The sequence below is a fragment of the Amycolatopsis sp. Hca4 genome, from assembly GCF_013364075.1.
Taxonomy (GTDB): domain Bacteria; phylum Actinomycetota; class Actinomycetes; order Mycobacteriales; family Pseudonocardiaceae; genus Amycolatopsis.
This window is the reverse complement of sequence record NZ_CP054925.1, coordinates 4334932-4358745: the sequence shown is the minus strand read 5'-3', so window position 1 is coordinate 4358745 and position 23814 is coordinate 4334932. Positions and strand designations below refer to the sequence as shown.

25 protein-coding genes and 1 pseudogene are annotated in these 23814 nt (G+C 71.1%); 13 read left to right on the top strand and 13 right to left on the bottom strand.

What is annotated here, in order from left to right:
* Nucleotides 1–117: 117 nt before the first annotated feature.
* Both HUT10_RS18985 and ilvA read right to left on the bottom strand, forming a co-directional pair.
* Nucleotides 118–687, bottom strand: coding sequence for an NADAR family protein (locus HUT10_RS18985; RefSeq protein WP_176172443.1), 570 nt, complete (start codon nt 685–687; stop codon nt 118–120).
* Nucleotides 688–707: 20 nt separating this feature from the next.
* Entirely contained in the window at nt 708–1964 is a 1257-nt protein-coding gene (gene ilvA / locus HUT10_RS18980) for a threonine ammonia-lyase IlvA (protein WP_176172442.1), read from the bottom strand.
* An 88-nt stretch (nt 1965–2052) separates the two neighbouring features.
* On the opposite strand from ilvA, the gene HUT10_RS18975 reads away from it, so the two are divergent.
* The gene (locus HUT10_RS18975) at nt 2053–2544 is read left to right on the top strand and encodes a SigE family RNA polymerase sigma factor (protein WP_176172441.1); all 492 of its coding nucleotides are present in this window, start codon (nt 2053–2055) and stop codon (nt 2542–2544) included.
* The gene (locus tag HUT10_RS18970; RefSeq protein ID WP_176172440.1) at nt 2541–3527 is read left to right on the top strand and encodes a hypothetical protein; all 987 of its coding nucleotides are present in this window, start codon (nt 2541–2543) and stop codon (nt 3525–3527) included. The genes HUT10_RS18975 and HUT10_RS18970 overlap by 4 nt, the downstream gene beginning before the upstream one ends.
* Here the strand turns inward: HUT10_RS18970 and HUT10_RS18965 are convergent, their stop codons facing one another.
* Both HUT10_RS18965 and HUT10_RS18960 read right to left on the bottom strand, forming a co-directional pair.
* The gene (locus HUT10_RS18965; protein WP_176172439.1) at nt 3528–3878 is read right to left on the bottom strand and encodes a DUF2510 domain-containing protein; all 351 of its coding nucleotides are present in this window, start codon (nt 3876–3878) and stop codon (nt 3528–3530) included.
* 53 nt (nt 3879–3931) lie between these two features.
* On the bottom strand, nt 3932–5356 hold the full coding sequence (locus HUT10_RS18960; protein WP_176172438.1) for a short-chain fatty acyl-CoA regulator family protein: 1425 nt from the start codon (nt 5354–5356) through the stop codon (nt 3932–3934).
* 228 nt (nt 5357–5584) lie between these two features.
* Here HUT10_RS18960 and aceA point away from each other — a divergent pair, with 228 nt between their 5' ends.
* Both aceA and aceB read left to right on the top strand, forming a co-directional pair.
* On the top strand, nt 5585–6865 hold the full coding sequence (gene aceA, locus HUT10_RS18955; RefSeq protein WP_176172437.1) for an isocitrate lyase: 1281 nt from the start codon (nt 5585–5587) through the stop codon (nt 6863–6865).
* Nucleotides 6866–6962: 97 nt separating this feature from the next.
* Nucleotides 6963–8570, top strand: coding sequence for a malate synthase A (gene aceB, locus HUT10_RS18950; protein WP_176172436.1), 1608 nt, complete (start codon nt 6963–6965; stop codon nt 8568–8570).
* A gap of 124 nt (nt 8571–8694) precedes the next feature.
* Here aceB and HUT10_RS18945 read toward each other — a convergent pair whose 3' ends face one another.
* Complete coding sequence (locus HUT10_RS18945; protein ID WP_176172435.1) at nt 8695–9378, bottom strand: hypothetical protein; 684 nt, start codon at nt 9376–9378, stop codon at nt 8695–8697.
* A gap of 79 nt (nt 9379–9457) precedes the next feature.
* Nucleotides 9458–9991 carry a TetR/AcrR family transcriptional regulator gene (locus HUT10_RS18940; RefSeq protein ID WP_176172434.1) on the bottom strand — a complete coding sequence of 178 codons (534 nt, stop codon included), beginning with the start codon at nt 9989–9991 and terminating at the stop codon, nt 9458–9460.
* A gap of 90 nt (nt 9992–10081) precedes the next feature.
* Between HUT10_RS18940 and HUT10_RS18935 the strand changes: the two genes are divergently transcribed.
* From HUT10_RS18935 to HUT10_RS51855, 3 genes are all read left to right on the top strand, one after another.
* Nucleotides 10082–10540: a nuclear transport factor 2 family protein gene (locus HUT10_RS18935; RefSeq protein WP_176172433.1), complete on the top strand. Its 459-nt coding sequence runs from the start codon at nt 10082–10084 to the stop codon at nt 10538–10540.
* A gap of 56 nt (nt 10541–10596) precedes the next feature.
* On the top strand, nt 10597–11376 hold the full coding sequence (locus tag HUT10_RS18930) for a trans-aconitate 2-methyltransferase (protein WP_176172432.1): 780 nt from the start codon (nt 10597–10599) through the stop codon (nt 11374–11376).
* A 129-nt stretch (nt 11377–11505) separates the two neighbouring features.
* Nucleotides 11506–11634: a hypothetical protein gene (locus HUT10_RS51855; RefSeq protein ID WP_303246969.1), complete on the top strand. Its 129-nt coding sequence runs from the start codon at nt 11506–11508 to the stop codon at nt 11632–11634.
* A gap of 12 nt (nt 11635–11646) precedes the next feature.
* On the opposite strand, the gene HUT10_RS18925 is transcribed toward HUT10_RS51855, so the two are convergent.
* Nucleotides 11647–12924 (bottom strand): glycosyltransferase family 4 protein, encoded by a 1278-nt coding sequence (locus HUT10_RS18925; protein WP_176172431.1) that lies wholly within the window; start codon nt 12922–12924, stop codon nt 11647–11649.
* 112 nt (nt 12925–13036) lie between these two features.
* Here HUT10_RS18925 and HUT10_RS18920 point away from each other — a divergent pair.
* A pseudogene (locus HUT10_RS18920) lies at nt 13037–14795 on the top strand (glycoside hydrolase family 2 protein).
* 41 nt (nt 14796–14836) lie between these two features.
* Here HUT10_RS18920 and HUT10_RS18915 read toward each other — a convergent pair.
* Genes HUT10_RS18915 through HUT10_RS18905 form a run of 3 tightly spaced genes read right to left on the bottom strand, consistent with a single transcriptional unit; the run spans nt 14837 to nt 17616 of the window.
* Nucleotides 14837–15325, bottom strand: a complete 489-nt coding sequence (locus HUT10_RS18915; RefSeq protein WP_176172430.1) for a glutathione peroxidase — start codon at nt 15323–15325, stop codon at nt 14837–14839.
* Nucleotides 15326–15340: 15 nt separating this feature from the next.
* Nucleotides 15341–16846, bottom strand: coding sequence for a glycoside hydrolase family 57 protein (locus HUT10_RS18910; RefSeq protein ID WP_176172429.1), 1506 nt, complete (start codon nt 16844–16846; stop codon nt 15341–15343).
* Entirely contained in the window at nt 16843–17616 is a 774-nt protein-coding gene (locus HUT10_RS18905; RefSeq protein ID WP_176172428.1) for a bifunctional 2-polyprenyl-6-hydroxyphenol methylase/3-demethylubiquinol 3-O-methyltransferase UbiG, read from the bottom strand. Before HUT10_RS18905 ends, HUT10_RS18910 begins: the two co-directional genes overlap by 4 nt.
* A gap of 53 nt (nt 17617–17669) precedes the next feature.
* On the opposite strand from HUT10_RS18905, the gene HUT10_RS18900 reads away from it, so the two are divergent.
* Complete coding sequence (locus tag HUT10_RS18900; protein ID WP_176172427.1) at nt 17670–18095, top strand: hypothetical protein; 426 nt, start codon at nt 17670–17672, stop codon at nt 18093–18095.
* Here HUT10_RS18900 and HUT10_RS18895 read toward each other — a convergent pair.
* Nucleotides 18073–18918, bottom strand: coding sequence for a DegV family protein (locus HUT10_RS18895; protein WP_176172426.1), 846 nt, complete (start codon nt 18916–18918; stop codon nt 18073–18075). The genes HUT10_RS18900 and HUT10_RS18895 overlap by 23 nt on opposite strands.
* A 244-nt stretch (nt 18919–19162) precedes the next feature.
* Here HUT10_RS18895 and HUT10_RS18890 point away from each other — a divergent pair, with 244 nt between their 5' ends.
* Nucleotides 19163–19948, top strand: coding sequence for an electron transfer flavoprotein subunit beta/FixA family protein (locus HUT10_RS18890; RefSeq protein ID WP_176172425.1), 786 nt, complete (start codon nt 19163–19165; stop codon nt 19946–19948).
* 28 nt (nt 19949–19976) lie between these two features.
* Nucleotides 19977–20936, top strand: a complete 960-nt coding sequence (locus HUT10_RS18885) for an electron transfer flavoprotein subunit alpha/FixB family protein (RefSeq protein WP_176172424.1) — start codon at nt 19977–19979, stop codon at nt 20934–20936.
* A gap of 166 nt (nt 20937–21102) precedes the next feature.
* Here HUT10_RS18885 and HUT10_RS51065 read toward each other — a convergent pair whose 3' ends face one another.
* Nucleotides 21103–21252, bottom strand: coding sequence for a hypothetical protein (locus tag HUT10_RS51065; protein ID WP_254896932.1), 150 nt, complete (start codon nt 21250–21252; stop codon nt 21103–21105).
* Between HUT10_RS51065 and HUT10_RS18880 the strand changes: the two genes are divergently transcribed.
* On the top strand, nt 21241–21876 hold the full coding sequence (locus tag HUT10_RS18880; RefSeq protein WP_254896931.1) for a GNAT family N-acetyltransferase: 636 nt from the start codon (nt 21241–21243) through the stop codon (nt 21874–21876). The genes HUT10_RS51065 and HUT10_RS18880 overlap by 12 nt on opposite strands.
* Nucleotides 21873–22757, top strand: a complete 885-nt coding sequence (locus HUT10_RS18875; protein ID WP_176172422.1) for a 1-acyl-sn-glycerol-3-phosphate acyltransferase — start codon at nt 21873–21875, stop codon at nt 22755–22757. Before HUT10_RS18880 ends, HUT10_RS18875 begins: the two co-directional genes overlap by 4 nt.
* Nucleotides 22758–22812: 55 nt before the next feature.
* On the opposite strand, the gene HUT10_RS18870 is transcribed toward HUT10_RS18875, so the two are convergent.
* Nucleotides 22813–23715, bottom strand: coding sequence for an NADP-dependent oxidoreductase (locus HUT10_RS18870; protein ID WP_176172421.1), 903 nt, complete (start codon nt 23713–23715; stop codon nt 22813–22815).
* Nucleotides 23716–23814: the final 99 nt, after the last annotated feature.

Here is a 23814-nt window from a genome sequence, read left to right as displayed (position 1 = left end):
CTGGCCCCGGCAGCCTGAGGCCCATGTCGATCACCCGGGTCGCCGTGGTCACTTTCTTCGACACGGGCGCGACGACGTCGGCGTCGTGGGCAGCGGCGCCGATCCCGGCGCCGTGAGTCAGACGCGGGCGCGCAGCTGGTCGCGGACCTCCATCAGCGCGAAGCCGAGCAGGTTCAGCCCGCGCCAGTAGTCCGGTTTGGTCGCGTTCTTCTCCTCGCGCGCGAGGCCGGTGCCCCAGACGAGGTCCTTCTTGGACGCCTCGACGAGCACCTTGTCCTCGGTCCCGAGCAGGAACCGGCGCAGGTCGCGGTGGGCGCGGAACTTGGCCAGGTTCCCGTCGACGACGATGTCGAACCGGTGCCGCTCCCAGGTGGCGGCGTCGAAGCCCTCGACCTCGCGGCCGAGCACCTTCGCCGTCTTCGGGTCGGGCGTCGAGCGGATCAGCTCGGCCTTCTCGACGTCGCCGAACAACAGCGCCTTGCCGGCCATCATGTAGTGCTCGGCGGTCGGGTACCGCACGCCGTCGGCCTCGAACGGGTCGAGCCACCACTGGCTCAGGCAGCTCGCCGTCACCCGGCCGGACGTCGAGGGCGTGTGCCCGTAGAACAGCAGGTACTCGGGCTCCGCACCCTCGTGGACTTTTTCGCGCAACGCCTCGACACTGCGGACACCGTCGACCTTCACCATCCGCCTAGTGGACCACGTCCTCAGAGCAGGAAGTGGAACAGGGGGCTGCCCGGCTCGATCCGCTCGACCTGCAGGGGGCTCGCGGCCATCCGCGCCAGCAGCCCGGCCAGGTCGGCCGGCCGCGCGATTTCGATGCCGACCAGCGCGGGACCCATCTCGCGGTTCGTGCGCTTGACGTACTCGAAGCGCGTGATGTCGTCCTCCGGCCCGAGCACCTGCTCGAGGAACCGCCGCAGCGCGCCCGGCTCCTGCGGGAAGCCGACGAGGAAGTAGTGCTTCAGCCCTTCGTGCATCAGCGAGCGTTCGAGGATCTCGCTGTAGCGGCTGACGTCGTTGTTGCCGCCGGAGACCAAGCAGACGACGGTCTGCCCGGGCTCGACCGCGACGACCGTGCCGAGCGACGCCGCGGCGAGCGCACCCGCGGGCTCGGCGATGATCCCGTCGGACTGGTACATCGCGAGCATCTCGGTGCACACCGCGCCCTCGGCGACCGCGGTCAGCTCGGCGCCGCTCTCGCGGATCAGGGGGTAGGTGACGGCGCCGGCCTCGCGGACGGCGGCGCCGTCGACGAACGAGTCGAGCTCCGGCAGCCGCACCGGGTGCCCGGCGTCGAGGGCCGCGGCCATGCACGCTGCGCCCGCGGGCTCGACGCCGACGATCCGGACCTCCGGGTGCCGCTCGCGCAGCCAGCTGCCGACCCCGGCGAGCAGCCCGCCGCCGCCGACGGGGACGACCACGACATCGGGGACGAAGCCGAGCTGCTCGACGACCTCGAGGGCGACCGTGCCCTGGCCGGCGACCGTGCGGACGTCGTCGAACGCGGGCACCAGCGTGGCCCCGGTCCGCTGGGCGTCCTCGTTCGCCGCGGCGAAGGCGTCTTCGTACGTTTCCCCGACAACGATGACTTCGATGTGCGCGCCGCCGAGCGTCGCGATGCGCTCGCGCTTCTGCCGCGGCGTCGTCCCCGGGACGTACACGCGGCCGGTGGCGCCCAGCCGGCGGCACGCGTAGGCGACACCCTGGGCGTGGTTGCCGGCGCTGGCGCAGACGACCCCTCGCGCGCGGACGTCCTCGTCGAGCTGGACGATGAAGTTGTAGGCGCCGCGGATCTTGTACGACCGGACGGTCTGCAGGTCCTCGCGCTTCACCCAGACCTGCGCGTCCACCCGGGACGACAGCCGGGCGCTCGGCTCCAGCGGCGTCCGGGTCACCACCCCGGCCAGCCGCTCGGCGGCCTTTTCGATGGTCGCCGCGGTCACCGTGTCGATGTCGTGCACCCCGGTGAATCTACGACTCGCGCGCATGGGGCAACCGCCCGGGCCTCCGGGCGCATCAGAGGGGTGTCGACCGAGATGGGGGGCGCCGATGGACGCCGGATTCACCGAGTACGTGACCGCGCGGGCGGGGTGGCTGCGCAAAGTCGCGTACTTGCTCTGCGGCGACTGGCACCGGGCCGACGACCTGGTCCAGTCGGCGGTTACCCGGCTCTACACGAACTGGCCGCGGGCGTCCCGCGCGGACAACGTCGACGGTTACGCCCGCCGCACGCTGGTCAACACCTACCTGGCCGAACAGCGCACGTCGTGGTGGCGCCGGGTGGATTTGCGCGAAAAGGACCACGACCCGCCCAGGCCGGGCCCGGACGTCGAACTGGCCCTCGACCTGCGGGCGGCCCTGGAACGACTGCCGCCCCGCCAGCGCGCGACCGTCGTCCTGCGCTACTTCTGCGACCTCCCGGTCGCGGAGACCGCGCGGGCGCTGGGCTGTTCCGATGGCACCGTCAAGAGCCAGACCGCGAAGGCCGTGGACGCGCTTCGCGAGCTGTTGCGCGAACCGATCCGGGAGGGACGACCGTGACCGACCACGAGCTGGCCACCAAGCTGAAGGAACTGGCCGAGACGCCCGCCCCACCGCCCCGCATCGACCTCGACCGCGCGCGCCGGATCGGGCGGCGCCGTCGTCGCGTGCGGACAACAGTCCTGGTCCTGGGCTGTGCCGCGGTCGTGACGGCCGGCGGCGTGACGGCGGTTTCGCTGTCCCGGCCGGTCCCGCCACCGGCGACCCCGCCGACGGCCACCGCACCCACGCCCAGGTCCGTCACGCCGGTGCCCACCGACAACCCGATGGTGGCGAAGGCAACCTTCGGCTGGGTGCCCGAACAGATCAAGGGCATCGAGTACGCCGTGGGCGAGCACGGCGACACCGCGCTGGCCGTCGGCCAGGGTGAGCTGGCGCCGATGATCTGGTTGTCGGTTTACGACCAGGATCCGCCCGTCCCGCCCAACCTGCGCGGACAGCAGCCGACCCGGATCCCGGTCCGGATCGGCGACCGCGACGGCTACTGGCTCACGACCGACCCGGACGACCCCCTGAACCACGGGGACGCCTACCTGCAGTGGCAGGCCCCGGACGGCCGGTGGGCCCGGTTGGGCGCCTACTACCTCACGGGCCCGGACCTGCAGCAGGTGCTGATGCGGGTCGCCGGCGACGTCAGGTTCGGCACCCGGGCGGTGCCGCTGCCGCTGCACATCACCAGCCTGCCGGACGCGTTCCGCCTCAGCGACGGCGACTTGCGGCGCCGCGGCGACCGGGACGGCGTCCCGTGGCACCTGGTGCTGCAGTACAAGTCGGACGGCGGGCTGGTGACGATCAACGTCTCACCGCCCGGCGGCGTCCCCGACGGCCTCGGCGAACCGCAGTGCGTGACGAAGAACGGGCTGAAGGCCTGCGTCTCGTTCAACCAGCCGAAGATCGGCGGCATCACCGCGAAGGAACTCCTGAGCCGGATCACCGTGCTCGGCCCGGACGAGGCGAAGTGGACCACGCACGTGATCGGGTGATCAGCGCGGCGGCGCCTGCGTGTGCTCGGTCCAGCGGGTCCCGTCCCACCAGCGCAGGACGCCGGGGGCGCCCGGCTGGGCGTACCAGCCGGGCGGCGGCCCCTGGCCCGCCGACGGCCGGGCCGTCACCGGCGCGGGGTAGGCGTTGCCGTGGCTTTCGCCGCCGCGGTCGTGGAGGCTCAGCTTGTGCCCGCACGCCCGGCAGTTCGGGGTGAAGGCCTGCACGACCGCGACCCCGCCCGCCGTCGCGACGTTGGCCCAGAGCTTGCCCTGCCGGCGCCCGAATTCGGCGACCGCCGAGTTGGTGCACCGCTTGCAGTTGTGGCAGCCCGTCCTGACCCGTTCGGCCATGGCACCTCCCGCCGGGTGACTCGCCGGGGCCCGGCACCTCGTTACGGGGATGCTCAGCCCTTGGGCACCGCCGGGTACGGGACGAAGGTGCTGGTGTTCTCGTCCACGGTGAGCTGCTTGCCGATCGTCGGGAACGCCCGCTGCGAGCAGGCCGGGCGTTCGCAGACCTTGCAGCCCATCCCGATCGGCGTCGCGGCGGCGGGTTCGTCGAGGTCCAGGCCGGTCGAGTAGACCAGCCGCCCGGCGTGGCGCAGTTCGCAGCCGAGGCCGACGGTGAACGTCTTGCCGGGGCTGCCGTAGCCGCCGATGTTGCGCGACACCGTGCGCGCGATCCAGAAGTAGCTCTTGCCGTCGGGCAGGGTGGCGATCTGGGTGAGGATCTTGCCCGGCTGGGTGAACGCCTCGTAGATGTTCCAGAGCGGACAGGCGCCGCCTACCCGGGAGAAGTGGAACCCGGCCGCGGACTGCCGCTTCGACATGTTCCCGGCCCGGTCCACCCGCACGAAGGAGAACGGCACGCCCCGCTGCTTCGGTCGCTGCAGGGTCGACAACCGGTGGCACACGGTCTCGAAGCCGACGCCGTAGTGGTCGCAGAGCCGCTCGATGTCGTAGCGGAACCGCTCGGCCGTGGCCAGGAACGGCCCGTAGGGCAGGATCAGCGCCCCGGCGAAGTAGTTCGCCAGGCCGACGCGGGCGAGCGACCGGGCGGCCGGGCCGGAAAACGCCCACGAGTCGGCCAGCTCGGTGATGAGGTCGTCGTACTCGAGCAGCGCGATCTGCGAAGCCATCCGGAACGCCTGCTGCCCGACGCGCAGGCTCGGCGCCAACCGCAGCACGCGCGTCACCGGCTCGTAGCGGTGCTGCTGGCCGGCGGCTTCGTCGATGCCCTCGCTGGTCACCTCGACGCCGTAGCGCTGCGAAAGGCGTTCCTTCAGCGCGCCGAGGACCTGCCCGCGCTGGAGCGGGATGTCGGCGGCCATCTTCTCGGCGCGGTCGTCCAGCTCGGCGACGTAGTTCTCGCGCTCGTAGAAGAAGTCGCGGACCTCCTCGTGCGGCAGCGGCGCGGCGGCGCTGCCGTGCAGGCCCAGCCCGTTTTCCGTGGTCAGCACGGCGGTGTTCTCGACGGCGTTGCGGTAGCTGCGGTGCAGCTTGACCAGGGCCTGGGCGATCGCCGGGAGGTTCGTGGCCAGCTCGTTGAGCTCGCTCGTGGTCACGTCGACGCCGAGGACCTCGTCGAGCAGGGCTTCCTTGACGTCGGCGACCAGCCGGGACGTGTCGTTGTTGGCGAAGAACTCCGTGTCGACGCCGAACGCCTGGGTGATCCGCAGCAGCACCGGCACGGTCAGCGGGCGCGAGTTGTGCTCGATCTGGTTGAGGTAGCTGGGTGAGATCTCCAGCACACGAGCGAGATCGGCCTGGCTCATCGAGCGGCTTTCGCGGAGGTGGCGCAGCCGCGCGCCGGCGAAAGTCTTCTCCATTCGTGCCCTCCTTTCCGGAAGGTTTCCGGTCCTGAACGGTTACGTGAACGGTCAAGAACGCGGATTTTCGATCACTTGCGAACCAGCCGATTCGCAACCTTTGCAAAGAGCGTACGGACCCTTCGCACAAATTGGCAAATTGGCCAACTAGACCTCGTTTTCGCTGGCGTGTCAGGGTCATGGCAAGCAAGGCGAGCAATCGCAAACTTCGCAACACCGGGAGTACCGATGACGGAACAGGCCAAGCAGGCGGCCGCGGAGCTGGCCGCGCAGTGGGCGAACGACCCCCGCTGGGCGGGCGTGCAGCGCTCCTACTCGGCCGATGACGTGATCAAGCTGCGCGGCAGCGTGGTCGAGGAGCACACGCTGGCCCGCCGTGGCGCGGAGAAGCTGTGGGACCTGCTGCACACCGAGGACTACGTCCACGCGCTCGGCGCCCTGACCGGTAACCAGGCCGTCCAGCAGGTCCGTGCGGGCCTGCAGGCCATCTACCTGTCGGGCTGGCAGGTCGCGGCCGACGCGAACCTGTCGGGCCAGACCTACCCGGACCAGAGCCTCTACCCGGCCAACTCGGTGCCGGCCGTGGTCCGCCGCATCAACAACGCGCTGGGCCGCGCGGACCAGATCAACTGGGCCGAGGGCAACACCGACATCGACTGGTACGCCCCGATCGTCGCCGACGCCGAGGCGGGCTTCGGTGGCCCGCTCAACGCGTTCGAGCTGATGAAGGGCATGATCGCGGCCGGTGCCGCGGGCGTGCACTGGGAGGACCAGCTCGCCTCCGAGAAGAAGTGTGGTCACCTCGGCGGCAAGGTCCTCATCCCGACCAAGCAGCACGAGCGCACGCTGAACGCCGCGCGCCTCGCGTCCGACGTGCTCAACGTGCCGACCCTGGTCGTCGCCCGCACCGACGCCCAGGCCGCGACCCTGCTGACCAGCGACGTCGACGAGCGCGACCAGCAGTTCCTCACCGGCGGCCGCACCGCCGAGGGCTTCTACGAGGTCCGCAACGGCATCGAGCCGTGCATCGAGCGCGGCCTGGCCTACGCCCAGTACGCCGACCTGCTCTGGATGGAGACCTCCGAGCCAGACCTCGAGGTGGCGCGCAAGTACGCCGAGGCGATCAAGGCGAAGTTCCCGGACCAGATGCTGGCCTACAACTGCTCGCCGTCGTTCAACTGGAAGAAGCACCTGGACGACGCCACGATCGCGAAGTTCCAGCGCGAGCTCGGCCACATGGGCTACAAGTTCCAGTTCATCACGCTGGCCGGCTTCCACGCGCTGAACTACTCGATGTTCGACCTGGCGCACGGCTACGCCCGCGAGGGCATGACCGCCTACGTCGACCTGCAGGAGCGCGAGTTCGCCTCGGAGAGCCGCGGCTACACCGCCACCAAGCACCAGCGCGAGGTCGGCACCGGCTACTTCGACAACGTCGCGACGGCGCTGAACCCGGAGAGCTCGACCACCGCGCTCAAGGGCTCCACCGAAGAAGCCCAGTTCCACTGATCCCGGCCGCGGCCTGACGACGGCACCCCCCACCGTCGTCAGGCCGCGACCCTCCCCCTCCTTTCCTTCCCCTGCCCACAGCTCGCGGAGGCACCCCATGGTTGATCGGCTGAACTACCGCATCGAGGTCACCGGCCCGGTCGAGGGCCGGTTCGCCGAGATCCTGACCCCGGCGGCACTCGACTTCCTGGCCAAGCTGGACAACACGTTCGCCGGCCGCCGACGCGAGCTGCTCGACGCCCGCCGCACGCGGCGCGAGGAACTGCAGTCCGGGGAGAAGCCGCTCGGCTTCCTGCCCGAGACCCGGCGGATCCGCGAGGACGAGTCGTGGCACGTGGCCCCGACCGCGCCGGGCCTGGAGGACCGCCGCGTCGAGATCACCGGCCCGACCGACCGCAAGATGACGGTCAACGCGCTGAACTCCGGCGCCAAGGTCTGGCTGGCGGACTTCGAGGACGCGACGTCGCCGACGTGGCACAACGTCATCGACGGCCAGATCAACCTCTACGACGCCATCCGCCGCAACATCGACTTCACCACCGAAGCGGGCAAGCACTACACGATCGGCGACGACCCGGCGACGATCGTCGCGCGCCCCCGCGGCTGGCACCTGGTCGAGAAGCACATCCGCATCGACGGCCGTCCGGTGTCGGCGAGCCTGGTCGACTTCGGCCTGTACTTCTTCCACAACGCGCGCCAGCTGCTCGCCCGCGGTGTCGGCCCGTACTTCTACCTGCCGAAGCTGGAGAACCACCTCGAAGCGCGTCTCTGGAACGACGTTTTCCTGCTGGCCCAGCGCGAACTCGGCATCCCGCGCGGCACGATCCGCGCCACCGTGCTGATCGAGACGATCACCGCCGCGTTCGAGATGGACGAGATCCTCTACGAGCTGCGCGAGCACGCCGCGGGCCTCAACGCCGGCCGCTGGGACTACATCTTCAGCCTCATCAAGAACTTCGCCGCGCACGGCGCCGACTTCGTGCTGCCGGACCGCGCGCAGGTCACGATGACCGTGCCGTTCATGCGGGCCTACACCGAACTGCTGGTGAGCACCTGCCACAAGCGTGGCGCGCACGCCATCGGCGGTATGGCCGCGTTCATCCCGAGCAAGGACCCTGCGGTCAACGAGATCGCCGTCGAGAAGGTCCGCGCGGACAAGGAACGGGAGGCCGGCGACGGTTTCGACGGCTCCTGGGTCGCGCACCCCGGCCTGGTCCCGATCTGCCGCGAAGTCTTCGACGGCGTCCTCGGCGGCTGGCCCAACCAGCTCGGCAAGCTCCGCGACGACGTCCACGTCACCGCCGAGGACCTGCTCGACGTGGCCAGCGCCGGCGGCGAGGTCACCGAGGCGGGCGTGCGCGCGAACATCAACGTCGCGCTGCGGTACGTCGACGCGTGGCTGCGCGGCACCGGCGCGGCGGCGATCCACAACCTGATGGAGGACGCGGCCACCGCGGAGATCGCGCGCTGCCAGGTGTGGCAGTGGATCCGCAACGGCACGAAGCTCGAGGACGGCACGGCGCTGACCCGCGAGCTGGCGGTCGAGTTCCTGCACGACGAGCTCGCCTCGGTCCGGGCCGAACTGGGCGAGGGCAACCGCCTCGACGACGCGTACGAGATCTTCACCGAAACCGCGCTGGGCGAGAAGCTGCCGAGCTTCCTCACCACGGGTGCCTACGCGCGGTACCTCACGGACGCCCGGTAGCAGGGGCCCCGGCCTCCCCTACCTGACGGGGGGAGGCCGGATTCCACACTGGTTGGGATGGTGTGGGTCCGGACCGGTCCCGGTGGCGGCGGCTCCCCACCACCGGGACCGGTTCATTTTTCGTTCAGAGCAGGAAGACCCGCCGCGTCACGACGGCCGCCGGCGGTTCGCAGCAGGTGAACCCGGTGATGCCGGGGAGCGCGGTGCCGGTGGCCGGCACGGTGAGCAGCCAGTGGATCGTCCGGACGGCGTAGGCCGCGACCAGCAGCGCCATCACCGCCAGCAGGATCGTGGCGAGGACCTGGTAGTCCCGGATGGCGCCGATCGCGCCGTACTGCAGGACGAAGACGACCGAGCCGAGTGACGAAAAAACCGACCACAGCGTGAGGAACGCGGCGCCGACGAGACCGCCCCGGCTGCCTTCGAGCCCAGCGGACTTGCCCTGCGGCCTCGCGACCTGGCCGACGGTGTAGGCGATCGGCGCGCAGGCGGCGATGGCGACGTAGAGCGCCGACGCGACCGCGAAGGCCGCCGAAGCACCCGGCGCGATCGCCGTGTCGAGCTTGCCGGAGAAGGCGGCCAGCAACGCGGCGAAGGCGGCGGTCAACGCCGTGAGGTTGCTGGCCCAGCTGTCGGTGAACTTCCACTGGGCGCCGCCGGGCAGTTCGACGCGGCGTTGCCTGAACGCGAGCAGCGCGAGGACGGCGGTCACGGCGACGGCCGCGATGAGCCCGGCGACCAGCCCGTGGCCGAAAACGCGCCAATCGGGCACCACCGGATCTGCGGCCGCCGCGACGAAGATCTTCATGGGGCCGGCTCCTCTGCGCAGTCGCTGCTGGTGGCCGGTAGTCGGCGCCCGGCGGCGGCTCGTTACGCAGAGTCGTCCCTCACACGAGGGCTTTCAGGAGCACCTTCGCCGCTTCGCCTGCCGTGTCCGCTTCGCGTGGGTCGCCGGTGATGGCGGCGAGCACGGTCGCGCCCTCGACCAGGGCGAACAGCTGGTCCGCGGTGCCCTGGTCGGAAACCAGACCACGCAGGTAGCCCCGGACCTCGTCCTTGTGCTTGCGGATCGCGGCGGCGATGCCGGGGGTGGGTTCGCCGAACTCGCCGAAGGAGTTGACGAACGCGCAGCCCCGGAAGCCCGGCTCGGCGAACCAGTTCTTCAGCCAGCCGAAGACGGCCAGGGGGTCGTCGCCGCGGGCGTGGACGAATTCGCGCAACGACCTCCGCCAGCGTTCGTCGCGGCGGAGCAGGTAGGCCTCGACCAGGTCGTTCTTCGCCGGGAAACACTGGTAGAGCCGCTTGAGCGAGACGCCGGACCGTGCGCGGACGGCGTCCATCCCGACCGCCTGCACGCCGTGGGCGTAGAAGAGGTCCTCGGCGGCCTCCAACAGCCGGTCGGTCGCCTCCGTGGAATCCATGTCACCTGTCCCTGGCGCTGAGAATGATCGTTCTCTAGTCTAGCGGGAGCAGTGGAGAACGCACGTTCTCCACGTCCGGAAGGAGCTCCCATGACCCCGCGTCCGCCGTTCCCGCCGTTCGACGAGGACACCGCCCGCCAGAAGGTCCAGGCCGCCGAGGACGCGTGGAACACCCGCGACCCGGAGCGCGTCTCGCTCGCCTATACCGAGGACTCGGTCTGGCGCAATCGCGACCAATACGTCGTCGGCCGCGCGCAGATCGTCGAGTTCCTGACCGCGAAGTGGGCCCGCGAGCTGGACTACGCCCTGCGTAAGGAGCTGTGGGGCTTTCGCGGCAACCGCATCGCCGTCCGGTTCCAGTACGAGTCCCGCACCGCCGAGGGCCAGTGGTTCCGCAGCTACGGCAACGAGCTCTGGGAGTTCAGTGACGAAGGCCTGATGCGCCGCCGCGAAGCGAGCATCAACGACGTCCCGATCGCCGAAGCCGACCGCCGCATCTTCGGCCCGCGACCGGAGTCCGAGCACGGCGTGTTGCTGCCGGTCTTCTGAGTCCGCCGTCGGCGGAACGGCGCCCGGCCGGCCTTGGCCCTGGGCATGCTCGAAAAATGACCACGTCGACGTTCGGCGGCGAAGTGAGCGAGTACTACCAGCGCTTCCGCCGCGGCTATCCATCCGAGGTGGCGGACGTGCTGGCCACGGCGTTCGCGCTGAGCGGCGACGACCTGGTCCTGGACCTCGGCTGCGGCACCGGCCAGCTCACCCGGGCCCTGGCGCCCCGGGTCGGCGCCGTGCTGGGCATGGACCCGGAGCCGGCGATGCTGGCCCAGGCCCGGCGGGCGACGGCGGAGCCGAACGTCGGCTGGCTGCTGGGCGCGGACTCCGACGTCGGTGCGCTGCAGGCCGTCCTCGGTCCGCGGCGCCTGGCCGCGGTGACGGTCGCGCAGGCGTTGCACTGGATGGACCACGAGCGGCTGTTCGCGGCGGTCCGCCCCCTGCTGCGTCCGGGCGGCGGAGTCGCGGTGGTGACCAACGGCGAGCCGCTGTGGCTGCAGGACACGCCGTGGTCGGCGGCGCTGCGGGACGTCGTCTCCGCCTACCTCGGTACGCTGGTCCACCGGACCTGCGGCACCGACGACGCGAGCCAGGAGCGGTACGCGAAGGCCCTCGCGGCCGCCGGGTACGCCGTGAGCTCGACGGTCGTCGAGTACTCCGCACCGCTCAGCGTCGACGAATTGGCCGGTGGCGTTTTTTCGGCAATGAGCCCCGACCAGCTGCCCGCCCCGGATGCGCGGCCGGCGTTCACCGAGCGCATCCGGGCGGCGGTCGCCCCGCACGGGCCGCTGCGGGAACACGTCCGGGTCCGGTTGCTGACCGGAAGCCGGTGAACCGGACGAACCGATCACGGAAGGCGAATACGTATCGGCCCGTGCTGTTCCGCTTATTGTTTCGCGGGGTGGTGACGCGGATGCTCGCTGCGAGGCGCCGATCGCGCCGCCGTTCCCCGAGGAGTCCCCATGACCAGCAGGTTGAGAGCTGCCGTCGCCGTTTTCTTCGTCGTGTTGTCGCTCGCGTCCACCGTGGACGGAATCACGACAACGCCCGTCCAGGCCCGTCCGGACTGCTTCCGGCCCTGCCGGTTCTGAGGCCGCGGCTACCTAGACTTCCGGGATCCCGGCCGGCACCGGCTCGAAGGCGTTGCCGGTCGCGATCTTGGGCCGCGGCAGCTCGACCGGTTCGCCCGGCTTCGCTCGCCGGTAGACCTCGGCCGTCGCTTCGGCGATCCGGCCCCAATCGAAGTCCGCGGCCAGCCGGGACTGCGCGGCCTGCGCCCGCTCGGCCGCCGCGTCGGCGTCGGAGAGCACCGTCGTCACCGCGTCGGCCAGTGCGGCGACGTCGCCGGGGCTGAACGCCAGGCCGGTCTCACCGTGGACGACGACTTCGCCGAGGCCGCCGGCCGTCGACGCGACCAGCGGCGCCTTCGCGGCCGCGGCCTCCAGGGCGACGATGCCGAACGGCTCGTACCGGCTGGGCAGCACCACGGCGTCGGCCGCGGCCAGCGCCGCGCGGAGGTCGCGGTCCGAGAGGTGCCCGACGAAGTCGACCGCCCGCCGCACCCGCAGTTTCCGCGCCTGTTCGACCAGCTCGTCGAAGTGTCGTCCTTTTCCGGCAACGACCACGCGGGTGCCCGGGTGGCGGCGCCGGATGCGGGGGAGGGCGGCCAGCAGGTCCTGCACGCCCTTCTCCCACTCGAGTCGTCCGAAAAAGAGCAACAGCGGCGCACCGGCCGGGCTGTAGACCTCGCGGGCGCGGGCGATCTCGTCCGCGGGCACCTGCCAGCCACGCTCCTCGATCCCGTTGTGGATCACCGTGACGTCGTCCGCCTCGACCTCGAAGAGGTACGCGACCTCGCGCCGCATCGCCTGCGAGCAGGTGATCAGCGCGTCGGCGCGGTTCGCCAGCCACCACTCCACCGAGTGGACCTGCTGGTTCAGCGGGTGCGACAGCCACCCGGAGTGCCGCCCTGCTTCGGTCGCGTGGATGGTGCCGACCAGCGGCACCCGCGCGGCCTCGGCGATCGCGATGGCCGGGTGGGCGACCAGCCAGTCGTGCGCGTGGACGACGTCGGGCTGCCAGGTCCGCAGCAGGTCCTGCGCGGCGCGGATCATGGCGTGGCCCATGGCCAGCGTCCAGGCGACGAGGTCCCGTTCGAAGGTCACGTGCATCGGGTCCTCGGCGACCCGGATGATCCGCACGCCCTCGACGACGCGGTCGGTGCGGGGATGCGTCCCGGCGTCGGTGCCCGCGGCGTGCCGGCAGAGCACCACGACCTCGTGGCCCTGGCGGGCGAGGTGCGTCGCGAGCGCGTGGACGTGCCGGGCCAGGCCCCCGATGGCCACGGGCGGGTACTCCCAGGACAGCATCAGCACTCGCATGGGCAGAGGTTACTCGCGAGTCAGGAGGCGTCGACGCGCCCGTGCTCGCGAAGTGTTCACATGTGATCCCGATCACTGGCGGGGGTGACGATCTCTGCCACCATCGACCGGGATGACTTCTCCCGAGGACCCCGGCTGGCGCCGGCTCGAGCCGCCCCTGCCGACCCCGTGGAGCGGCGACGTCGCTCCGGACAACGCCCTGCCCGAGTACCCGCGGCCGCAGCTGACGCGGCCTCGCTGGCTGAACCTCAACGGCGTCTGGGAGTACGCGGGCTGGCCGTCGTCGCCGGGCGAACCACGGCCGTCCGGCTACGCCGAGCGCATCCTGGTCCCGTTCCCGCCGGAATCGGCGTTGTCCGGAATTCGACGACGCGACGAAGTCCTCTGGTACCGGCGCCTCTTCGAGGTCCCGGCCGGCTGGCGCGGCTCACGGGTGCTCCTGCACTTCGGCGCGGTCGACCAGACGGCGAAGGTCTGGGTCAACAACCAGCTCGTCGCCACTCACGAAGGCGGCTACACGGCGTTCAGCGCCGACATCACCGATGTCCTGCGCACCGAGGGACCGCAGGAGCTGACCGTCCGCGCCGAGGACCGCACGGACATCGAGACCTTCCCGGTCGGGAAGCAGCGCAACGAGCCCGGCGGAATCTGCTACACGCCGTCGTCCGGAATCTGGCAAACGGTGTGGCTGGAGCCGGTCCCCGAGGTCCGGATCGACCGGCTCGACCTCACTCCGGACCTGACCGGAGTGACGGTGTTCCCGCAGGTCACCGGCGGCGCCGAGGTCGTTGTCATCATTTCGGCAAACGACGTCGAGGTCGCACGGGCGTCCGGCGCGGCCGGGACCGCGGTGCGCGTGGATGTGCCTTCGCCGCGGCTCTGGACTCCCGACGACCCGCACCTGTACTCGCTGCGCGTCCAGCTGCTCGACGAGCGTGGTTCGATTTCGGACGAGGTCGGCAGCTACGCCGGACTGCGGACGATCGGCCTGGTCCCGGACGAGCGGGGACGCCCGCGGATCGCGCTCAACGGCCGTGTCACTTTTCTGCACGGACCGCTCGACCAGGGCTACTGGCCGGACGGGATCTCGACCGCGCCCACCGACGAAGCCCTGAGGTTCGACCTCGAAAAGACGAAGGAGCTGGGCTTCAACTTCGTCCGCAAGCACGTCAAGGTCGAGCCGGCCCGCTGGTACTTCTGGGCCGACACGCTGGGCTTGGTCGTCTGGCAGGACATGCCGTCGCTGACCGTGTCGTTCGACGGCCCGCCCGGGATCGCGCCGGACCCGGCCCCGCGGGCGCGCGAGCGGTTCGAGGCGGAGCTCGCCGAAATGGTGGCGCAGCTGCAGGCGGTCCCGTCGATCGTCGGCTGGGTCCCGTTCAACGAGGGCTGGGGCGAGTTCGACACCGCCCGTGTCGCGGAATCGGTCAAAGCCCTGGACCCCACCCGGCTGGTGATCGCGAACAGCGGCGTCAACTGCTGTTTTTCGCGGCCGGACAGCGGCGCGGGTGACGTCTACGACGACCACACGTACGTGGGCCCGGGGACGCCGTCGGTGCGCGACGGCCGCGCGATCGTCGACGGCGAGTACGGCGGCCTTGGTTTTGGACGACCACTGCTGGCCCGGCCCGCCCAACGCGTACGAGATGACGCCGACGCGGGAGCGCCTCACCGAGCGCTACGCCGAGGTGAGCGCGGCCCTCGAGCGGGTGGTCGTGGAACGCGGCTTGTCCGGGGCCGTCTACACGCAGACCACGGATGTCGAAAACGAGGTCAACGGGCTGCTCACCTACGACCGCCGCGTGGTCAAGGTGGATCCGGCGGTGGTCGCGAAGTGCGTGCGGGCGGTGATCGAGGCGGGTTCGTCCTGATCCCGGCCACGGCGGGGGACCGGCGTCCCCCGCCGTGGGGATCAAGCCGGCAGCGCGGCCTCGATGGCCTTGACGACCGTCTCGTCCTCCGGCTCGGTGCGCGGCCGGAACCGCGCCAGGACCTCGCCGTCGGCGCCGATCAGGAACTTCTCGAAGTTCCACTGGACGTCGCCCGCGGTGCCCTCGGCGTCCGCGGTCTCGGTCAGCTCGGCGTAGAGCGGGTGCCGGTCTTCGCCGTTGACGTCGATCTTCTCGAACAGCGGGAACGTGACGCCGTAGGTCGTCGAGCAGAACGTCTGGATCTCCTCCGCGCTGCCCGGTTCCTGGCCGGCGAACTGGTTGCACGGAAAACCGACAACGGAGAAGCCCTGCCCGCCGAAGCGTTCCTGCAGCCGCTCGAGACCCGAGTACTGCGGGGTCAGGCCGCACTTCGACGCGACGTTGACCACGAGCAGCGCCTTGCCGGCGTACTCGCCCAGCGAGCTGTCCCGCCCGTCGAGGGTCTTGAGCGGAATTTCGTGGATCCCCATGGAGGTGCGTCCCTTTCAGTCGTGCTTCAGCGCCCGGGCGTCGAGGTGCCCGAACGGTCCGTCGTCGGCCCGGTAGGCCGCGGCGAGCTCCTCCGCCCGCGCGCGGTCGCCGCGGCGCAGCAGCCCGGCCAGCGTGTCGAAGCGCTCGGTGTGGACCACCGCGCGACGACGGGCGTAGTCCGCGGCCGAGTCCTTGGTGACCATGAACGCCCAGTCGCTCTCCAGCGCCAGCATCGCCTCGGCGACGGCCTGGTCGGCGACGACGTCCCGCGCCGTCCGGTCCAGCCCCCGGGCCAGGTCGAGCAGCCGCTCCTGCAGCGCGCTGTTGGCGGCGACCATGTCCTTGACCTGCTCGCCGTCCCAGACGCGCCAGTCCTTGCCCGACCCCCACGAGGACGCGGGCAGGTCGATGGGCGCGCCGACGTGGCCGGCTTCCATCGCGCCCTTCAGCGTCGTCACCCGCACGCCGGCCTCCGGCAGCGCGCGCAGCACGCCCTCCAGCCAGGCCGGTCCCTCGTGCCACCAGTGCCCGAACAGCTCCGTGTCGTACGCGGCAACCACGAGCGCTTCACGGCCGTGTTGCCGCTTCAGCGACCGCAGCCGCGTCACGACGGTGTCGACGAAGTCCTTGACGTGCGTCCCCAGCACATCGGCAGCGAGCGACGGGTCGTACGGCGCCTTGTCCTGCGGCTCGACCGTCTTCCCGGTGACGCGCGCGGCCTTGAGCCCGACCTCGTGCTGCCAGGTGTGGAAGTCGCGGTAGGCGGCGTGGCCGGGGTAGCCGGCCTTCGGCGACCAGACGCGGTAGGTGACTTCGAGATCCCGGCCGAAGGCGAGGACGTCGGTGTCGCCGACGGGCCTCGCCGCCCAGGTCTCGCCGCGCAGCGACGGGCCGTCGACCAGGAACCGCCGGACGCCCGCGGCCGCGTAGTCGTTTTCCATACCAGGCGCGTAGCCGCACTCGGGGGCCCAGATTCCCTCGGGTCGCGTCCCCAGCCGCAGGGCCGTGTCGGCGAGCCCGCCGTTGAGGGCGAACTCCCGGACCCGCGGGTCCAGCAGCGGCTGGAACGGGTGCGCGAGGGGCCCGCCGAGCAGCTCGATCGTCGAATTGTCGACCAATGGACGAAGGAGGGGGGAGAACCCGTGCCGCCACCGGCTCCCGAGTTCTTCGGCCGCGCGGACGGCGGTCAGGTACTCGGCCGCGGCGAGCTCGCGCAGCAGCGGATCGCCGCGCCACAGCGTCGCCGCGTGCTGGGCGCGCAGCTGCCAGTGGCCGAGCCAGTCGTGGAACGCCCGGATGCTGTACGGGTCGTCGAGCTGGGCGGCGAGCACCGGCGTCACGCCGAGCGTCAGCACGTCCCGGCGGCCTTCGGCGGCGAAGCGTTCCAGGAGCTCGACCATCGGCAGGTAGGAGTGCGCCCACGCCTGGTAGAGCCACTCTTCGCCGACCGGCCAGCTCCCGTGGTGCGGCAGCCACGGCAGGTGGCTGTGCACGACGAGGCAGAAGGTGCCCTCGCTCATCGGCGCACCGCCACGGCGATCAGGTCGAAGCTCGCGTCGAGGTCCTCGCCGTGGATGTCGAACCCGGTGGCCTCGATCGCGGCGACGTCGGCGAGCAGGGCGTCCGGCCACTCGGCCTGGCCCGGCAGCTTGCCCATGACCACGTCCAGCTGGGCGTCGATGATCGAGCCGCCGTACCGCTCGTCGAGGGCCTGCACGGCCTCACCGTGGTGCAGCCCGTGCAGGGTCTCGACCTCGAAGCCGGCGTCGGTGAGCAGCCCGGCCAGCTCGGACGGCGCCAGCTCGCGGGTGTGGAACGGGTTCAGCGGTGTGTCGCTGTCCGGGGTGAAGGTCAGCCGGTTCGGCGTCGTGACCAGCAGTTTGCCGTTTTCCGGCAACACCCGACGGCACTCGGCGAGGAAGCCGGCCTGATCCCACAGGTGCTCGATGACCTGGAAGTTGGCGACGACGTCGACCGCGCCGTCCCGGACCGGGAGGAACGCCAGGTTCGCCCGCGCCACGGCGACCTCGGGGTAGCGGCGGGCGACGTGTTCGGTCGTCGGGACGTCGTAGTCCAGGGCGAGCACCCGGCGGGCCGTGGTCGCGAGGAGGCTCGCGCCGTAACCTTCGCCGCAGCCGGCCTCGAGCACCGTCGCGTCCGCGCAGTGGGGGAGCAGGGCGGCGTACGCGGCTTCGTGGCGCCGGAACCAGTAATTTTCCTCGGCGATGCCGGGGACGGTCCGTTCGCCGGTGAGGTGCAGCGCCTCGGCCCGGGTGGCTGGGGTGGTCACCTTCGCGACCATAGCGGGTGTCACGTCCGGCCCGGCCGTCTCGTTCCGTGGTCATGCAACGGACCATCACCCGCGCACTGCTCGTCGTCTTCGGCCTGGTCGAAGCCGTGGTCGGAATCTGGCCACTGGTCTCGCCGACCGGCTTCTACCAGGACTTTCCCGGCTTCCGCGCAGGCTGGGTGGCGATGGACGGCGCGTTCAACGAGCACCTCCTGCGCGACTTCGGCGGCCTCAACCTGGCGCTCGCGGCCCTGCTGATCGGAGCCGCCGTGATCGGCACCACAGCGGTCGCGCGGCTCGCGGCCGTCGCGGCGTTGCTGTTCGGCGTCCCGCACTTCCTCTACCACCTCGGCCACATCGCGCACTTCCCGCGAATCGACCAGGTGCTGATCGTCGGGACGACCGGGTTCGGCGTGCTCCTGCCGCTCGTGGTCCTGCTGATTCCGGCGCGGCGGGTCAGCCGACCGGCGACACCGTGATGCCGAGCGCGCCGGGGCCGAGGTGGGCGCCGATGACCGTGCTCGCCTCGACGACCATGCTCTCGACCATCGCCGGCACCCGGCGTTCGATCTGCCTGCCGATCTCCAGCTCGTGGTCGCTGGCGCCGAACCGGGTGACGGCGATGTCGGCGCGGAAGCCGCCGGACTTCTTCACCGCGAGGTCCACCATCTTGGCCAGCGCGCGCCGGGTGCCCGGCACCCTGGCGAGGGGTGCGACCTCGCCGTCCTTGACCGTGAGCAGCGGTTTGATCGAAAACGCACTACCGAGCATGGCCTGCGCGGCACCGATGCGCCCCCCGCGGCGGAGGTACTCGAGGGTGTCGACGTAGATGAACTCGGTGCTGGTGAGGCAGCGGCGTTCGGCGGCTTCGATGACCCGGGCCGCGTCCGCGCCGGCCGCGGCCGCCCGCGCGGCGGACACGGCGGCGAAGCCGAGGCTCATGCCGGTGGTCCGGCTGTCCAGGATGTGCACCGGGACGCGGACCTGCTGGGCGGCCTCGCGCGCCGCGCGGACGGTGTCGGACATGCGGCCGGAGATGTGGATGCTGACGATGGCGGTCGCGCCGGCGGTGGCCGCCTCCTGGTACGCCCAGAAGAACGCCCCCGGGTCCGGGGGCGCTGTGGTGATCACCTGCCCGGCTCTCATGGCGTCGATCACCTCGCCGCGGTCGAAGCGGTTCTCGTCGTCGTAGTGGCCGCCCAGGCTCAGCTGGATCTGGACGACGCCGATCGCCCAGCGAGAAGCGATGAGATCGGGCAGGCAGGAGCTCGAGTCGGTGATGACGGCGATGCGCGAGGGCATGGTGGGGGAGGTTAATGCCTGACACCCACCGGCAGTAGGCCGTGGTTGGTCCGATCGGACGAACGGTGGTTCGGGTGGGGTAACCGGTCGACTACCGGGACGATCGTCCCACTAAATTGCGCATCCAGGTGAATGGCGTCACCTCGACGGGTCCTCGGCGCCGATTGGCCCTAATCTACCGGCCAGTAGAGCACTGTCCCGTGGTCCGTCCGCGGGCCACGAACCGGGAGGTCGAAGCAGACCCATGACCAACATCGTCGTCCTGGTCAAGCAGGTACCGGACACCTACTCGGAGCGGAAGCTCAACGGGTCCGACAACACCCTTGACCGCGAATCCGCCGACGCCGTGCTCGACGAGATCAACGAGAAGGCCGTCGAAGAAGCGCTGAAGATCAAGGAAGCCGGCGAGGGCGAGGTCACCGTGATCTCGGTGGGCCCGGACCGCGCGACCGACGCCATCCGCAAGGCCCTGTCCATGGGCGCCGACAAGGCCATCCACGTCTCCGACGAGGCCCTGCACGGCTCCGACGCGATCGCCACCGCCAAGGTGCTCGCCGCCGCGATCGGCAAGGTCGAGGGCTTCGACCTGGTCATCGCCGGCAACGAGTCCTCCGACGGCCGCGGCGGCGCCATTCCGGCGATCCTCGCCGAGCTGCTGGGCCTGCCGCAGGTCACCTACGTGCGTGAGGTCACCGTCGACGGCTCGACGATCAAGGCCACCCGCGAGACCGAGGACGGCCTGACCCACCTCGAGGCGAGCCTGCCCGCGATCGTGAGCGTCGGCGAGAAGATCAACGAGCCGCGCTACCCGTCCTTCAAGGGCATCATGGCCGCGAAGAAGAAGCCGGTCGAGACGTTCACCATCGCCGACCTGGGCATCGACGCGGGCGAGGTCGGTCTCGCCAACGCGTGGTCGCAGGTGACCGAGTCCGCGCCGAAGCCGCCGCGCACCGCCGGCGAGAAGGTCGAGGACGAGGGCGACGGCGGCACCAAGGTCGCCGAGTACCTCGTCGGCCAGAAGCTCATCTGACAACGGTCTTCGAGGAGGAACTGGAACCATGGCTGAAGTACTCGTCCTCGTCGACCACGTCGACGGTGAGGTCAAGAAGGTCACGCTCGAGCTGCTGACCGCCGCCCGCGCGCTCGGTGAGCCGTCGGCCGTCGTCGTCGGCCCGACCGGGACCGCCGCCAAGGCGAAGCAGGCGCTGGCCTCGCACGGCGCCGCCAAGGTGTATGTCGCGGAAGGCGACGACGCCGCGAACTACCTGGTCACGCCCAAGGTGGACGTGCTCGCCGCGCTCGCGCAGTCGGCGTCCCCGGCCGCCGTGCTCGTCACCGCCAGCGGTGAGGGCAAGGAGGTCGCCGCCCGCCTGGCCGTGCGCCTGGGCTCCGGCCTGATCTACGACGCCGTGGGCGTCAACGGCGACGGCGTCATCGACCAGTCCATCTTCGGTGGCGCGTTCTCGGTCAAGTCCAAGTCCGCGAAGGGCGCGCCGGTCGTCTCGATCCGCCCGGGTGCGGTCGAGGCCGAGCCCGCCGAGGGCGCGGCGGCCGAGGAGACCGTCGAGCTGCCCGCCGTCGACGCGGCGAAGGCGACGAAGATCACCGGCGTCGAGCCGGTCACCGGCGGCGACCGGCCGGAGCTGACCGAGGCCTCGATCGTGGTCTCCGGTGGCCGCGGCGTCGGTTCGGCGGAGAAGTTCGACGTCGTCGAGAAGCTGGCCGACTCGCTCGGCGCGGCTGTCGGCGCCTCGCGTGCCGCCGTCGACTCCGGCTACTACCCGGCGCAGTTCCAGGTCGGCCAGACCGGCAAGACGGTCTCGCCGCAGCTGTACATCGCGCTCGGCATCTCCGGCGCGATCCAGCACCGCGCCGGCATGCAGACGTCGAAGACGATCATCGCCGTCAACAAGGACCCGGAGGCGCCGATCTTCGAGATCGCCGACTTCGGCATCGTCGGCGACCTGTTCAACGTCGCGCCGCAGCTGACCGAAGCGGTCGACAAGCGCAAGGGCTGAGCCTCGTTCCGAAGGGCCCTCCGGGAACTCCCGGAGGGCCCTTCGCGCGTTTCCGGGACCTGAGAGGAGCCTGAGAACCCGCCATTCACCGAACATGCACTGATCGGTCATCGGATGGCACTCTCCGCGGCTGCCAACCCGCAGGTACACCTTGACCATGACGACGTCACAGCTCCTCGTCAGCACTGATCAGGCGGGTGTCCAGCTCCCCGCCGACGCCCCTAGGTACTCGCTTCTCGTCGCGCACGCCAACGACGAAGTGGTCGCTGCGCAAAAACTCCGGTACCGGGTTTTCGCCGAGGAAATGGGTGCGCACCTCCACTCCCTGCGGCCCGGTCTCGACGTCGACGAGTTCGACGAGTTCTGCGACCACCTCGTCGTCCGCGACGACAACACGGGCGAGATCGTCGGCTGCTACCGCATGCTGCCGCCGGAGCGCGCCGCCCAGGCCGGGAAGCTCTACGCCGACAGCGAGTTCGACCTGGCGGCGATCGAGGGCCTGCGCCCGTCGCTGGTCGAAACCGGCCGGTCGTGCGTGCACCCGGATCACCGCAGCGGCGCCGTCGTCAGCCTGGTCTGGGCCGGGATCGCCCGCTACATGCTGCTGTCCGGCCACCGGTACCTCGCCGGCTGCGCCTCCGTCCCGCTGGCGGACGGCGGCTCCTCCGCCGCCGGCGTGTGGGACATCCTGCGCACCAAGCACTACTCCGCCGAGGACGCGCGCGTCACGCCGCTGATCCCGTGGGACACCTCGGGCATCGAGCGCCCGGCGCGGCCCACGCTGCCGCCGCTGATCAAGGGCTACATCCGGCTCGGCGCCAAGGCCTACGGGCCGCCCGCGCTGGACGCCGACTTCGGCGTCGCGGACTTCTTCGTGGTCCTGGACCTGCAGAACGTCGACGAGCGGTACCTCAAGTTCTTCCTCGGGGCCCAGGGATGAGCCACGCCTGGATGCCGGCTTCGCCCTGCGGCGACGGCTGCCTCACCGCCGACGACCCGGTCGTCGGTCTCCCGCGTCGGGTCCTGCGTTTCGCGGCGGCGATCTCGGTGGTCGTCGCGGCGCTGGTGTCCGCGCCCCTGCTGCTGGTCGCCCCGGGTCGCGATCGCCTGCTCCGGCTGATCTTCCGCGGCGTGCTGCGGGCGTTCGGCGTCCGCCTCGACATCCGGGGCGGCGCCGACTTCCTGACCGCGCCCGCCGGCCGGGGCGCGCTGGTGGTCAACAACCACATCTCGTGGCTGGACATCGTCGCGATCAACGCGCTGCGGCCGATGCGCGCGCTGGCCAAGAAGGAGATCGCGGACTGGCCGGTGCTGGGCGGCCTGGTCCGCCGCGGCGGCAGCATCTTCCTCGACCGCGAGCGGCTGACGACGTTGCCGGCCACGATGGCGTCGCTGGCCGACGCGCTCCGGACGGGCTCCCTGGTGAGCGTGACCCCGGAGGGCACGACGTGGTGCGGCCTGGCCTCGGGCCGCTTCACGACGGCGACGTTCCAGGCGGCCATCGACGGCGGCGTCCCGGTGCGCCCGATCGCGTTGCGCTACCGCCTCGCCGACGGCCGTGAGACCAGCCGCCCGGCGTTCATCGGGCCGGAGTCGCTGATCGCGTCTCTGCGCCGGGTCGCGGCCCTGCGCGGTCTGGTGCTCGAAATCCACGTCTGCCCCGAGATCGCCCCCGGCCGTGCGGAGACCCGTCGCGAGCTGGCCGACCTCGCCGAGGCGGCGGTCCATTCCGCGTTGGGCACGGTGCAGATCCCGGCCCAGCAGCGCCGCCGGGCCTCGCGCCGTCAGGCGGCCCCACTGGCTTCGCCTCTCGCGAAGTGATCCGGGCCCTGTCGCCGCGATCCGGCGACAGGCCCGGATTGGGCTCGGTCTTCGGTCAGCCGACGGTGATGGTCAGTTTTCCGCCAGGGTGCCCGTCCTCGCTTTCGACCTGCGCCGCGGCCGCCTCGGCCAGCGGATAGCTCTTGCCCTGCGCGATGCCGACCCCGCGGTCGGTCACCCAGCCGGCGATCCCGGTGAGGACCTCACGGCTCTGCTCGCCTCCGCTGGAGAACGGGATCCCCAGTTCGAACGCGGCCGGGTCCGCGATGGTGATGATCCGGTCCTTGCCGCCCCGCAGCTCGACGGACCCCGGCAGCACCCCGTGCCCGGCAGCGTCGAACACGGCGTCCACCTTCCCTGACGTGGCCTCCCGCACCCGCTCGACCCACCCGTCGCCATAAAGGACGGGCACCACACCCAGCGACTTGAGGTCGTCGAGACTCCGGCTGCCCCCGGTCCCGACGACGGTCACCCCTTGCGCAACGGCCACCTGGGCGGCAAACCGCCCGACCGTCCCGCTGGCGCCGAGGAGCACGAGCGTCTCACCCTCGCGGACCCCGAGCTGCCCGAGGACGCGGAGCGCGGTCTCGCCGGCGACCGGCAACGTGGCGGCATCCGCCCACGAAATGCTCGCGGGCTTCGGCGCGATCGCCTTCGCGAGCGCGTACTCGGCGTAGGCGCCGGTCTCCGACCAGCCGAAGACCTCGTCACCCACGGCGAAGTCCGCGCCCTCCCCGACGGCGTCGACGACCCCGGCGACCTCGGCACCCGGGATGTGCGGAAACGCGATCGGGAAGTTCTGCTGCATGGCGCCGTTGCGGATCTTCCAGTCGATCGGGTTGACCCCGGCGACCCGCACGGCCAGCCGCACCTGCCCGGGACCCGGCTCCGGCACCGGGACGTCGGACAGCTGCAGGACTTCCGGTCCGCCGTATGCGGAGAAGGTGATCGCTCTCATGGTGGTGTCTCGCTCCTTGGTCCGTGACCTTCGGTTCGAATGTCCTCTCCTGGAAGTCAACTCGCGCGGCGGAGTCGCCGAACCGCCCGGACGAGCAGT